The sequence below is a fragment of the Halobacillus halophilus DSM 2266 genome, from assembly GCF_000284515.1.
GTDB classification, from domain to species: Bacteria; Bacillota; Bacilli; order Bacillales; family Halobacillaceae; genus Halobacillus; species Halobacillus halophilus.
This window is the reverse complement of sequence record NC_017668.1, coordinates 3,049,792-3,063,188: the sequence shown is the minus strand read 5'-3', so window position 1 is coordinate 3,063,188 and position 13,397 is coordinate 3,049,792. Positions and strand designations below refer to the sequence as shown.

General features: G+C 40.6%; 10 protein-coding genes. 6 read left to right on the top strand and 4 right to left on the bottom strand.

Features of this window, described 5'->3' with window-relative positions; all coding sequences use genetic code 11:
- The first annotated feature begins 88 nt into the window (after window positions 1-88).
- Window positions 89-937 carry a putative glycoside hydrolase gene (locus HBHAL_RS15165; protein WP_014644335.1) on the top strand — a complete coding sequence of 283 codons (849 nt, stop codon included), beginning with the start codon at window positions 89-91 and terminating at the stop codon, window positions 935-937.
- A 239-nt stretch (window positions 938-1,176) separates the two neighbouring features.
- On the top strand, window positions 1,177-2,223 hold the full coding sequence (gene galE / locus HBHAL_RS15160) for a UDP-glucose 4-epimerase GalE (protein ID WP_014644334.1): 1,047 nt from the start codon (window positions 1,177-1,179) through the stop codon (window positions 2,221-2,223).
- Between the two features lie 79 nt (window positions 2,224-2,302).
- Here galE and HBHAL_RS20435 read toward each other — a convergent pair whose 3' ends face one another.
- The 3 genes from HBHAL_RS20435 to HBHAL_RS15145 all read right to left on the bottom strand — a co-directional run bounded on the left by HBHAL_RS20435 (window position 2,303) and on the right by HBHAL_RS15145 (window position 7,089).
- Window positions 2,303-3,748 carry an S-layer homology domain-containing protein gene (locus HBHAL_RS20435; RefSeq protein ID WP_014644333.1) on the bottom strand — a complete coding sequence of 482 codons (1,446 nt, stop codon included), beginning with the start codon at window positions 3,746-3,748 and terminating at the stop codon, window positions 2,303-2,305.
- A 115-nt stretch (window positions 3,749-3,863) separates the two neighbouring features.
- Window positions 3,864-4,067: a hypothetical protein gene (locus HBHAL_RS15150; protein WP_041601401.1), complete on the bottom strand. Its 204-nt coding sequence runs from the start codon at window positions 4,065-4,067 to the stop codon at window positions 3,864-3,866.
- Window positions 4,068-4,323: 256 nt separating this feature from the next.
- The gene (locus tag HBHAL_RS15145) at window positions 4,324-7,089 is read right to left on the bottom strand and encodes an alpha-amylase family glycosyl hydrolase (RefSeq protein WP_014644332.1); all 2,766 of its coding nucleotides are present in this window, start codon (window positions 7,087-7,089) and stop codon (window positions 4,324-4,326) included.
- A 368-nt stretch (window positions 7,090-7,457) separates the two neighbouring features.
- On the opposite strand from HBHAL_RS15145, the gene HBHAL_RS15140 reads away from it, so the two are divergent.
- The 3 genes from HBHAL_RS15140 (at window position 7,458) to HBHAL_RS15130 (ending at window position 8,674) form a co-directional block, all read left to right on the top strand.
- Window positions 7,458-7,667 (top strand): YkvS family protein, encoded by a 210-nt coding sequence (locus tag HBHAL_RS15140; protein WP_014644330.1) that lies wholly within the window; start codon window positions 7,458-7,460, stop codon window positions 7,665-7,667.
- Window positions 7,668-7,763: 96 nt separating this feature from the next.
- On the top strand, window positions 7,764-8,267 hold the full coding sequence (locus HBHAL_RS15135) for a hypothetical protein (protein WP_014644329.1): 504 nt from the start codon (window positions 7,764-7,766) through the stop codon (window positions 8,265-8,267).
- 143 nt (window positions 8,268-8,410) lie between these two features.
- Complete coding sequence (locus HBHAL_RS15130; protein WP_041601400.1) at window positions 8,411-8,674, top strand: hypothetical protein; 264 nt, start codon at window positions 8,411-8,413, stop codon at window positions 8,672-8,674.
- Between the two features lie 118 nt (window positions 8,675-8,792).
- Here HBHAL_RS15130 and HBHAL_RS15125 read toward each other — a convergent pair whose 3' ends face one another.
- Window positions 8,793-9,830 (bottom strand): LCP family protein, encoded by a 1,038-nt coding sequence (locus HBHAL_RS15125; protein WP_014644328.1) that lies wholly within the window; start codon window positions 9,828-9,830, stop codon window positions 8,793-8,795.
- Between the two features lie 241 nt (window positions 9,831-10,071).
- Between HBHAL_RS15125 and HBHAL_RS15120 the strand changes: the two genes are divergently transcribed.
- Window positions 10,072-13,377: an FN3 associated domain-containing protein gene (locus HBHAL_RS15120; protein ID WP_014644327.1), complete on the top strand. Its 3,306-nt coding sequence runs from the start codon at window positions 10,072-10,074 to the stop codon at window positions 13,375-13,377.
- Window positions 13,378-13,397: the final 20 nt, after the last annotated feature.

Below are 13,397 nucleotides of genomic sequence, written 5' to 3'. Positions count from 1 at the left end.
AAAGACTCATTTAAAATCGGTAGGACAGCACATCGATTTCATCAGCCTGAGAATCCTGACATTATTTCTTATATAGGGAGGTCAACAAATGTGGAAAATATCTAAAAAAAAGAGCTTAGGATTTTCATTCATTGTAATTTTATCCGCTTTTATGCTGCCATTTAATGCATGCGCTGCATCCGATAATCCTTTGACTAAAGTTAAAACATACAAAATTTATTATGATAGTCCAACCCCGGATTTATTGAAAAAAATGCAAGAGTTAGATGCTGTGATGATTGAGCCGGTTTTTTATTCTCAAGAGCAAATTCAGATGATTCAACAGTCAGGTACAAAAGTCTATGGGTATATTAATATAATGGAAGCTGACAAATGGAATACAGAGTTGTTCAACCAATTGAATGAAAGTGATTTTTTCTACCGTAATCAGAAGCGGGTGTATTATTCTCAATGGGATTCATATTTAATGGATATTACGTCTATTCATTATCAGGAGATACTGTTGAACGAAGTAACCACTCAGATATCTGCTAAGGGCCTGGATGGGATTTTTCTTGATACAGTTGGAAATATAGATAATGAACATTGGAATAGCCAGGATATTTTGAAAGAACAAAGGAATGGACTGGTTTCCTTATTAAAGAGAATCCAAGAAAAACATCCGAAATTATCCATGATCCAAAATTGGGGATTTGATACGCTGAAAACTGCGACATCTCCTTATGTAGATGGAATCATGTGGGAAAACTTTAATTATTCTACAGTATCCAATGACCAATGGTCTCAAGATCGTATTAAAGACCTAAAGACCCTTCAAAAGCAATCAGGTATTCAAATCCTTACCGTTTCTTTTTCAGAAAAGACAAATAGTACTAATTATGCAGATTCGCATGGATTTATCCACTACCATGAACCCGATCATTATAATACTTGGTAACTACTATTATACAAAATCATAAAAAATATGAAACTTTTTTCACTTTAAAATGTCGAATAACTTACAAGTTTTATATATAATGGCGAAAAAGAGGTTGTCGTAAATTCAATCTCTTTTTCTTTTTATCGTAAAGGTTTTCTTTTTTGTTAATAGGTCAGGTTAACTTCTCTAGGCAAGGACTTTAATTACTTTGAAGATATTAAATGAAAGTACTTGAGACCAAAAAAGGAGGAAATGGAATGATTTTAGTAACAGGAGGAGCAGGGTATATTGGGAGTCATATTTGCGTAGAACTTTTGAATCAGGGATATGAAGTGGTTGTTGTTGACAATCTCTCCAACAGCCAGCTCGAATCGTTGCGAAGAGTTCATGAACTTACGGGGAAGACGATAGAGTTCTATGAGGTGGATTTGTTACACAGTGAAAAGCTCTCTCAGGTTTTTGCCAATCACCCCATTGATGCTGTTATTCATCTTGCTGGACTGAAAGCGGTAGGTGAATCTGTGAAGATGCCATTAAAATACTATTCCAACAATCTTACAGGTACGTTCACGTTGTGCGAAGTTATGAAAGAATTTAATGTAAAAAAACTAATCTTTTCTTCCTCGGCAACCGTCTATGGCACGCCTGAAAGAAACCCCATTGAAGAGAGTGCTTCTCTTCAAGCGGCTAATCCTTATGGACGAACGAAATTGATGATTGAAGAAATACTTGAGGATTTATACATATCCGATCAAAGCTTTAGTATTTCTGTACTTCGATATTTTAATCCGATAGGAGCTCACCCAAGCGGACGGATTGGAGAGAACCCCAAAGGGATTCCCAATAATTTAATGCCGTATATTACGCAAGTAGCAATCGGAGAGTACTCGGAGCTTCAAGTGTTTGGAAATGATTATCCAACAATCGATGGGACGGGAGTAAGAGACTTCATTCACGTGGTGGATTTAGCCAAAGGTCATGTGAAGGCTCTTGAGTATGTTACTGCAGAGACAGGATATGAAACATACAATCTAGGTACAGGGGAAGGATACAGTGTGCTCCAGATTGTTCATGCCTTTGAAAAAGCATCAGGACGTAAAATACCTTATAAAATTAAAGGAAGAAGGTCAGGGGATATTGCGGAGTGTTTCTCTGATCCTTCAAAGGCTGAAGCAAAGCTTGGATGGAAGGCTGAGAAAGGTATTAATGACATGTGTGAAGATGCATGGAAATGGCAGCGTAATAATCCTAATGGTTATTCAAGTGAACGTTCCTATTCTTATAGCCATGATAATCGTGAATAGAATTAATAAATCCCACCTTCATTGTTGAGAGGGTGGGATTTATAAATGATTAAAAACTTAAGTAATTCACCATGATGAATTACTTAATATCTAAATAATCTTCCAGCTTAGCAATCCGGGCTTCACGTGTTGGAACTGTTCTAAAAGGAACATGTACACCTTCTGGAACAATTTTATCCATCAGCTGATAACTTGGCAGGTAGTCTGGAGAATTTATTCGTTTCATACGGAATAAACCGTTATTTAAATCAGATATCCCGGAACGAGTTGTCAGCGTTGCTTGATACCCCAATTCTTTCAGAACGTTTTCTGTAGTTTGGTTATAAGCGCCATAAGGGTAGGTGAACAACTCCGGTTCATACCCCAGATTTTCTTCTATTAGCTTGTGGATTTTCATCGTATCTTTTTTAAAACGATCAGCGTGTTCCTCTGTCGTCTCTCCCTCACGTGGAAGTGTTCCTTTTGCATAGCCATCCGAAGTACCTGGATTATGAAGATTGAACGAATGACTCTGGATATCCACATGACCGCTGTCTACCATTTCTTTTGCCTCGGCCCATGTGAAATGAGGAGTGATATCAAGCTCATCGCCTAAATCAGTCGTACGCCCTACACTCCATCCAATAATAGAAATGACGGCTTGCATGTCGAGCTTCTCAAGCACAGGATAGGCATATTGATAGTTGTTGCGGTAACCATCATCAAACGTAACCATCACGGGATTCTTGGGTAGTTCAGCTTTCCCGTTTTTTGCATCGATTAATTGCTGAGAACTAATTGTAGTCATATCCAATGCTTTTAAATACAACATTTCCTCATAAAATTTGTCTGGTGATATGGTAACAGAGTTCCAATCTGCAGGGTTCTTGGACAAACTGTGATACATGAGCACAGGAATCTTTTGTTCATTACTCTCAGCATTGACTTTAAAACGTTCATCCAAAATTCGTGCTAAAAAGCTTGAAAATTCAGCTCTGGATACATCTCGGGATGGGCGGAAGGTCCCGTCTTTATATCCGGTTGTAATATGATTGGCTAAAAGCGCACTTACGTGAGGAAAAGCCCAGTGATTATTGGATAAATCAGAGAACGTGGAAGAACTGCTTCCTTCCAATTGATACGCCCGTGTAAGGATAACAGCCAGTTCGGATCTTCGCAGGGTATGATTGGGTTTGAACTCTCCATCCTCAAATCCGATAATAATATTACGTTCCGCAATGGCGTTAATATAAGATTCTGCCCAATGACCGCTTGTATCTGGAAAAGCGGAGGAGTTCGTCGATTTCAATCCCAGCTGATCGGCAATAACTTTAGAAGCCTCTGCACGTGTGATAGATCGGCTGGGTCTAAATGTACCATCCGGATATCCATTTAATAGCTCTTGATCGGTAAGATAGTTAATTTCGTCATAAGCCCAATGTTCTTCTGTATCAGTAAAACTTGCTGAAGCTGTTACTGGGGAAGCGGATATAAGCAGGTAGATGGTTAGAAGTATAAGGTGACTGAGCAATAGATGTTTTTTCATAGTGGTCCTCCTGTATGTAGGGATAAACGTGGCAGTGGGTGCGGTTAGCGAAAGGTATCATACCCAATTGGGTACAAATGGTAATATAATATATTAGCGAAGGAAAAGCAATAGTTTAATAGATATGAAAAAGCCTGCCGCATGGGAGGCCACTGAAAAACTCCTTTCTATCAAGAGGAGTGGTTAAAGGTTGTTGTTGATTCTCCCGAATCGCTTGTCGATGGATGCTTGCCGCGGGCACGGCCTCAGCTAATTTGGTCAAGAAGATCACTTGACCAAGTGGATCTTCGGCTCGCGCTGTTCCTGCAGGCGTCACCATTGAACGCTCATCGTGGAATCAATGTGGACCATCTTAGGGTCTTGAAGGCATGCACCTTCAAGGCGCCATGGCGATTTTTACAGCGAAGGTGAAATGAATCGGGAAACTAATGAAGGATTAGAGAGGACAAGCCTCATGATAATAGAATAAATGCGGATGGTATAGAAGAACATTCCATACCATCCGCATTTTGGATTCTACCTATTATAAATCTTCAATTTTTCAGTGGCCTCGCCGCATGCGGCAGGCTTTTTTCCTATGAAGCTTTTCCGAGATTAGCTGATTCAGAATAAGGGAGGACGGTTATCCGATATTGATCTTGAGGATTGAATATGAATATATAGTCTCCGTCTATTTCGGGAGTGAATGTTAGATTGTCCCCTTCCAGCCATTCTCCATCTCGTACATATTTAAATTCGATGGTTTCATCCGCCTTTAACTCGAGGGGGTCACTTTTCCAGACATGATTACTGTCATCATAGGATAACAAATTGGCATCGGATTCCCAATCAAGCGGTTCAGATCCCCGTATAGCCACTTTTGAATACTTCTTATACTCGTCAGGGGTCTCCAAGCGGAGCTTTCCTTTGACTTCATAGATGGAAACAGAATGAGCCTCACTCTTCAATTCAAGCGAACCCTTGTGACTCTTCAGTTTTTTACCATCTGTTAATGAGGTCAGCTTAACACGATTCGGTGTTTTCTGGTTGTACAGATCAATAAGATCAAACTGGTGCTGACTGTCTCCTTTATTGATCACGACAACGACCTGATCTTGAGGAAGCTTTCTTTCGAATACAAGAAGATCATCATCGTAATAAACCATTTCCAGGTCTCCATCGGTCAATGCTTCATGTTCCTGTCGAATATCAATGAGCTTTTTATAATGAGCTTTCACATCCTGGTCCTGCTCTGATGGTTTCCAAGGCATCATTTCACGGTAATAGCGGTCCTTCCATTCATCAACGGCATTGTGATCCCCACTCTGCGAAAGGCCCACTTCATCTCCATAGTAAATGACCGGAGCCCCGGGCAGTGTGAACTGTAGAGATGCCGCATTTTTCAGAGTCTGCGTGTTGCCATCTGCTTCATATAAGAAGCGCGGTACATCATGACTGTCTAAGAAAGTAGCCGGTACAAATTCTTCACTATAGGCATTATGAATCGTTGTTAAGGAAGAAGCCAGCTGGTTCATGCTGCCATCATTAATAAAAGCATTCTGGATGGCGGACTGAGTTTCAAAATCGATCGCTCCGTCCAGTTTTCCTGTATAGGATGTAATCGTATCGAGATTATCCCATACTTCGCCGAAAATGAAAGCGTTCGAATCCAATTCCTTTACTTTATGACGAAAGTCCACCCAGAAACTCTGGCTCGGGCCTTTAGCATAATCCAGCCGGAACCCGTCTACCCCAATCTCTTCCATCCAGAATGGGACAACTTCATCTAACATATATTCTCTGGTTTCTGGATTGTCATTGTTAAGTTCAGGCAATTCCTGAACATCATAGAATGTTTCATATTCGTTTGGCCAGTTAGTGAATGAATACCAATCATAGTAAGGGCTGTCTTCTCCTTTTTCTACTGCATCTTGAAAGAATGGATGTTGATTTGATGTATGATTCGGAACTAAATCATAAACAACTTTAATATTACGTTTATGTGCTTTTTTCACCAGTTCTTTCATTAATTCGTTGCTGCCGAAGCGTGGGTCGATATTCATAAAATCTGCTGGATGATAACCATGAGAGTAAGGACCTTCGTAAATAGGGGAAATCCAGATGGTATTTACACCCAGACTATCGATGTAATCCAGCTTTTCTAATACTCCCTGAATGTCGCCGCCCATACAACCTTTTAGTTGTTCGTCGTAAGGAAGGGAAGGGTCCACGGATGTATTGTTGCTATCGGTGCCATCACGGAAGCGGTCTACAAAGACTTGATATATGATCGCTTCTTTCGCCCAGTCCGGCGATTGATAATCCTCTACATAATAAGCAAATTCCGTGGCATTCTCTGACGTGAGTGCATTGTTATCGGCGAATTGTGAGCCTTTACTCTCAGAATGCCACACATCAATTTTATACTTAACCCGTGTTTCATTTTTTTGGTTCGGTATTGTCCCTGTAAGTATAGAAGTTTTTAAACCGTTATTCTGTGTTGTGGTTTCGGTTACTTGAAGGTCAGCTGTTTTTCCGTTTTCAACCTCTCCTCTTTTTCCAACAGGGCTGGACCCGTCTGTCGTATAGTAGACAGCTCCTTCATCAATCGGTCCATAATGATCTACCGTTACTTCTACGACTACGTTATCTTTTTTGTCAGGTGTATAAGGCTCGTGGTTGAAATCGTGCGTAACATCCTGGGCTACGGGGATTGTTTCCCATTCCGTAACGGTATCTTTTTGAACGTGAGTATCTTCTGTAAACACAACTGAACGGGGTTCTTCGCGCACTTCTTTATAAGGCTCGCCGTCTAAACTGTAGAAGTAGGATAGTGTTTCCCCGGATTCTCCATTCACTTGAATTTGGTAAGTACGTTCGTCAACTTTACTGAGGGGGCTTACCTTATAATTGAAGTCATTCATATTAGAAGCAAGGGTAGGCACCACCCAATCTGGAGTCGCCTCAGGTACAGTTAACTCTAACGTTACACTTCCAGAAGACGTGTTTGCTGAACGTACGTCTACTGTACGTTCATTTTCGGGATAAAAAACGAACGTATAATCACCATCTTGAGGCGGTGTATAAGTTAAGTTTGCTCCTTCCATCCAGCTTCCGTCATATACGTATTTAAATTCGACTTCATTTCCGCCTTCTAGTGCGACAGGATCACTTTTCCACACGCCTTCTTCTGCATCATAAGCCAGTGGGTGATCATTAGAACTCCAATCAAGTGAAGCAGCGCTTCCTCGGAGTACGACCGTATCATAGACTTTGTCATCAGCAAAAGCGTTTTGTGCAAACGGTTGCGCAAATGACAATAAGAAAAAGACTATACCGATGAACCAATAAAATTTCTTCAAATTTTTTCCCCTCTTTCCTAATAATGTTGAAACCGTTTTCATAATATACTATATACAGTCAAGTGTCCATGGTACGAATAGACTACACCAGTACGTATGGAATTCCAATAACTGGATGACCTGAGGTGGATATAAAAGGAAATTTAAATAAAGTACATTCGCTTAATTCTTCCGGTCTTACCATTGCTTTCTTAATTGTTAGCAGCACTTCATAATTTGTAATAGATATTTCACAAAAGCAACAGCGTTTGGCTTGTAATTATTTGTCGAATAAAGTAACATATTCTGTAAAAGATTTTATTTGAATTGTTTGTTAATTTTATGTAAAATCGGTTCAATTTAAAAAAGATAGAGAAAGGGTAGAGATTATGATACAACCTGATGATAAAATCGCGACTCCCGGACAAGTAGTCAGTTTTGAAAGAAACGATATTACTTTTACGGGAAAAGTGATTCCTAGTCAATGCCAGCGTTCTGTAATTGTGGATCTAACAATTATGGACAATTTAGATGAAATTGATTTTGAATATGATAGAACGGTTGTAGCTCATACTAACTATCGTATTATAGAAGAATAAAAATATAATCAGCCCTCTTCTGCCTGAAAACGCAGAAGAGGGCTTTTCTGTGCTATACTCTGTAAGAGAAAATAGAGTGGAGGAAATGGATTCAATATGAAAAAAATTCTTTTGCTTTTCATGGTAGTGGTAATAGCGATAGGCGGATATTTTACATATGTGTTCTTCATTCAGTCTCATGATACAGTTGATGAGGAAGTTGATCAGTTAGCGGATGAAGCATACGAAATTATCCTGCCCGATAATAGCGCTGAAGGAAAAATGAATCCTGCTGAACAAATTGCATCCTATGAAACATCATATGAACAGCTCATTAATGAAGCTGAACGAAGAATGGATGAAATCGTTACAGAAGCTCAAAAAGAGTATGTGACTAAAAAGCAGAATGGTGAAGACATTTCCTTCAGTTATTTTTTCAGCAAATATAATTCAGCAGCCGATCGTCTGGAAGCGAGTACAGATGAGGGTTTTCAAACCATTCATGAAAGTTTCAAAGAACACATTGGTGCAGAAAAAGCGACGGACTTAAAGGAAGAATATAGACAGAAGAAGAAACAGTGGCGTGCGAACCTCTTGGCTGAAGTAAAGGAATCCTTCTGAGAAAAAAGTCGAATTTTGTAGTTCTCGTGTCTTATTTTACCTATAAAGACTTTTCAAATTATAGAAATTTTATTATATTATGGATACAGGGATAGGGTGATGTGCTAAACACTTCTTATAGAACACAGAGAGGATGAAGTGGATTGGCACAATTATCAAAACTATATTTAGACAGAGAAGAATTACACATTTTAGGCCGTTATTGTGTACGGATTGATCGAACGATTGTTGTCGAGCCTTCCCGACAGTTAACGGAAGATACATTTCAACGCATTATGGTGTCGAAACCTACGATTAGTAAAATCAGCATTCAAAATGAAGATGTTGTGCCCCTGATCGAGTATGATGGTCCATACACCTTCGAAAGAGTCTACGGCGTGCTTGTTTTTAAGCCCACGGGCTCTTAGTACGTTTATGTTTAGGAAAAGGATCTCCAGTGAGGAGATCCTTTTTTAATAGGAATAGTATAATAAACCATGAAGCCCCGTTCGATGGCCGAACGGGGCGTTAATTTCCCTATCACACTCAGTCAGATGATGATTCCTCTTGAGATACTGAACTTGAAGCACCAGGCAGATCAAGTTCCTGCTTCAACTTGGTTTCTACATCCTGTAAGCTTTCTTCATTCGGAACAAAATAGTAGAGTCCATTTTCGAGGCGTTTGTTTTCACCTTCGATCGTAAATGATTTTACGTCCGAACTTTCGGAAGAAAAGGCTTTCTGTAATGCATAAATCTCTCTGGGCGATAGATTCGTAGTAATGTTCTTTCCGATAACATCCGCAATTTCACCAGCTTTAAAAATGGTGCCCGCAGAGATCGCTTCGTCGATGGCAGCTTGGATAAATTGGCGTTGGCGTTCTTCTCTTGGGTAAGTAAGGGCTGCTTCTCTTTTCCTCATTCTAACAAAAGCTAAAGCCTCTTCGCCGTTCATCGCTGTCGGGCCTTCTTCAAACTCAATCTTTTTATTGTAATTCTGGCTGCTTCGTTCCCAAAAGCCCTCTTTTACATCTACGGTTACTCCGTTTAGTAAATTCACGACTTTAATGAATCCTTCAAAGTTAACTGTAGCAAATTTATCTATAGGAATGTCGAGATAGTTTTCCACGGTTTCTACAGCAAGTTTTTCAGATCCATAACCTGAAATTTCTCCGATAGAATAGGTGGCATTTAATTTATGCTCTCCTGAATACTTCTCACCGACTTTTTCTTCCGGGAGCGTAATTTCTGTATCTCTTGGAAGACTGGTCATGGTAATCTGATTTGTTTTCGGGTCCAGCGTCATCACAATTTGTGTGTCCGCCCGGCCTGCTGAACCGTCTGTTGAATAATCCTCTACCCCCATTAAGAGTATAGAAATTGGATCATCTCCAATGTTTACAGCTTCCTCTCGAAGATCAGATTTTTCTCCTCTATCTAAAGCCTGGAAAGATGCTGTATAGACCTGCGACACGTAATAAAACGTGCCCCCGGCAAGAACGGCCAGCATCAAAAGGAATACACTTATGCGCCTGATTTTCTTCTTTCTTTTTCTCTTGCGAATACGAACTTTTCTGGAATTCATCGATCACACCTCATTCTTCTAACCTCTCAAATTTATATTTTATCATATATGAAAACACCACAAAGGCACACTTCTATCGTCCGACAATATGTAAATTATTTGTCATAATTAGTTATTTTATCCTAATACATTGGAATTAATTATCTAATTTTACAAAATTACAACATATTTTGGAGGCTGGATATTTTATACTGGAAGAGTAATGGCCAACACGGCATAAATTACCAGGGAGGCGTTATCAGTGAAAAAAGTAGTTGCTGGATGTTTAGTAACAGTAATGACGTTAAGTTCTACAGCGATTCCGATGTCTGATGTTAAGGCAGCGAAAGCACCTGCAGACTTGTTTATTTCTGAATATGTGGAAGGATCAAGTTATAATAAAGCGCTTGAACTTTATAATGGTACAGGAAGTGCTATTGATTTAACGGGTTATACGCTTGAACTCTATTCCAATGGAGCCGCTGAAGTTTCTCAGACTCAGGAACTTGAAGGAACATTAGCAAGCGGTGAAACATTCGTCATTGCGGACAGTCAGGCGGCCCAGGATATTATAGACAAAGCCGACTTAATTGATGGCATTGTGAGCTTCAACGGAAACGATCCGCTCGTATTGAAAAAAGACGGAGAAACTATCGATTCATTTGGGCAAGTTGGTAATGGTAGCGATTTTGCTAAAGACGTCACACTGGTTAGAAAAGCGTCCATAACTTCTGGTGATACAAATCCAACGGACAGTTACGATGTATCAACCGAGTGGGACAGCTATGCCAAAGATACATTTGATTATCTGGGTTCTTACGAAGTGAATGACACTCCGGAAACTCCCGTAGAGACTGTATCTATTGCTGAGGCTCGTCAAAGTGAAAAAGGTTCCACTGTAAGTGTACAGGGAATTGCTACGGCAGCGTTTGAATCTGGCGGACAAACGAACTTATACATACAAGACGAATCAGCAGGCATCATTGTTCGAGCTCCCGGAATTACCGCACAAGTTGGGGATCAGGTCACAGCTTCAGGAGAACTAGGTGATTATTATGGAATGGAGCAAATACAAACCTCTTCAGCCGCTGTTGAAGTTACAGAAGAGGATGCGGGTGTTCCTGAACCTGAGAAAGTTACGGCACCCCAATTTTCTGGTGATCAAGGAGAAGCCATTGAAGGCGAATTCGTAGAAGTGAATAATGTAGAAATCACCGATGTAAATGAATATGGAGATTTTACAGCGCAAGGAGCTGAAGGAACATTCCTAATCACCCCGGCCGATGAGAGTCTTCTTAAGGTTGGTGAAACCTACGAGCAGGTTAAGGGTGTCGTGAATTATAGTTACAATAATTATAAGCTGGTTCCTCGTTCAAAATCTGATATCGTGCAAGAAGCCTTCGCTGTCACAGCAAATAAAGAATCCGGTTCTGTAATTACAGGGACAGAAATTACTCTCAGCGCCGCTGAGCCAGGTGTGACGATTCATTATACCACGGATGGAAGTGAGCCTACAGCTGAAAGTAAAGAATACACAGAACCAATCACGATTACGGAGGATACTACGATCAAAGCTGCAGCTGTCCGTGAAAATGGAGAAGTGAGCAAGGTTTCTACGTTTTCTTATACGGCTCTAAAAGCTGCTGACTCCCTTGAAATCCATGATATACAGGGGGCTTCGCACACTTCTCCTTATGAAGGCGAAGTCGTAAAAAATGTCGAAGGTGTAGTCACGAAGCTGGATGGCAGCAATGGATTTTACATGCAAAGTCTTAATCCGGATGAAGACATAGCTACGTCTGAGGGGATTTACGTCTACAAGCGTTCTTCTAATGTTGCTGTTGGTGATGTCATAACGGCGACCGGAGAAGTTACGGAGTGGCGTGAAGATGGATATTCAGATGCAAACGATCTGCTGACTACTCAGATTAGTGCTTCCACTGTTGATGTGACCTCTACTGGAGCAGATATTCCAGATCCTGTAGTGATTGGTGAAGACCGTGAACAGCCGACAGAAAATATTGAAGATGATGGTCTCGAGTCCTTTGATCCGGCGGAAGACGGTATTGATTTCTATGAGAGCCTGGAAGGAATGCTGATTGAACTTCCAGAAGCTAAAGTATCCGGCCCGGTTAAATACGATGAGCTTCCAGTCTATGTAGAAGCGAGCGAAGATCAATTGTTTACCCGTGCAGAGGGATTGCTTATTTCTCCAGAGGACTACAATCCGGAACGCGTACTCATCGATGTTGACGGAATAGATATTAACGCGAAAACAGGTGATTATTTTGGTGAGTCTATCACCGGAGTAGTTAATTACGACTATAGCAACTACAAGATCCGCCCAACTGGAGAATTCCCGGAAATTAAAGACGGGGGCACTGAACGGGAATCTGCAGAGTTGAAAGCTCTTAAGAAAAAAATGACTGTAGCGAGCTACAACGTCGAGAACTTCTCTGCAGACACTTCTCCTGAAAAAGTTGAAAAGATTGCGGAATCTATTATTCAAAATCTAAATACTCCTGATGTGGTAGGTTTAATTGAAGTTCAAGACAATAACGGCCCGACTGATGATGGGACGGTAGAGGCGAATGAAAGTTACCAGAAATTAATTGATGCAATCGCAGAAGCGGGTGGACCGAAATATGAGTTCACTGACATTGCTCCCCAGGATAAAACGGACGGCGGTCAGCCGGGAGGAAACATACGCGTTGGATTCATTTACAACCCGGATCGCGTAACACTGACCGACAAGCCAGATGGGGATGCGGTAACCGACGTTGATGTGAACGAAGATGGTCTGACCTTGAACCCAGGACGTGTTGATCCAACGAATGATGCCTTTTACGATTCTCGCAAACCATTAGCGGCTGAATTCGAATTTAATGGAGAAAAAGTGGTCGTGGTAGCCAATCATTTCAATTCCAAAGGTGGAGATGATGGATTGTTCGGCGCTGATCAGCCAGTCGAGCTGGGCAGTGAAGAGCAGCGAATCCAGCAAGCCACTGTAATCAACAACTTTGTTCAAAAAGTTGAAAGTGAGATGGATGATTCGAATGTCGTCGTTCTTGGGGATTTAAATGATTTTCAGTTTTCCGCTCCGATTAATACACTGGAAGGTGACATCTTAACCAACATGATCGAATCTCTTCCGACAGAAGAGCAGTACACCTATATTTATCAAGGAAATTCTCAAGTGCTCGACCACATTCTTGTGAGCAACAATCTTGCTAAGCAGACGAAAATTCAGACGGTAAATATTAACTCTGACTTCTCAGAAGCTGATGGCCGTGCGAGTGACCATGATCCGGTACTAGCTCAGATCATGATTAAGAATAATGGCAATAAAGATAAAGACAAGGATCAAGGTAAAGACAAAGACAAAGATAAAGGTAAAGGAAATGAAAACAAAAAAGATAATGACAAAGACAGCGGCGATAAAGATCATAAAGACAAAGATGATGAAGGTAATAAAGACAAAGAACAGGAAAAAGAAGATAAGTACACGTGGGTTAAAAGCTGGATCTATAGTGTTTGGAATAAATACTTCAGCAGCTATTTTAACTAAAAAAAGAAATCCCCGGGTTC

Coding starts and splice junctions, on each gene's coding strand:
- galE (WP_014644334.1), top strand. CDS start 1,177: ATGATTTTAGTAACAGGAGGAGCAGGGTATATTGGGAGTCATATTTGC.
- HBHAL_RS15125 (WP_014644328.1), bottom strand. CDS start 9,830: ATGAATTCCAGAAAAGTTCGTATTCGCAAGAGAAAAAGAAAGAAGAAA.
- HBHAL_RS15165 (WP_014644335.1), top strand. CDS start 89: ATGTGGAAAATATCTAAAAAAAAGAGCTTAGGATTTTCATTCATTGTA.
- HBHAL_RS15140 (WP_014644330.1), top strand. CDS start 7,458: ATGATACAACCTGATGATAAAATCGCGACTCCCGGACAAGTAGTCAGT.
- HBHAL_RS15135 (WP_014644329.1), top strand. CDS start 7,764: ATGAAAAAAATTCTTTTGCTTTTCATGGTAGTGGTAATAGCGATAGGC.
- HBHAL_RS20435 (WP_014644333.1), bottom strand. CDS start 3,748: ATGAAAAAACATCTATTGCTCAGTCACCTTATACTTCTAACCATCTAC.
- HBHAL_RS15150 (WP_041601401.1), bottom strand. CDS start 4,067: ATGGTGACGCCTGCAGGAACAGCGCGAGCCGAAGATCCACTTGGTCAA.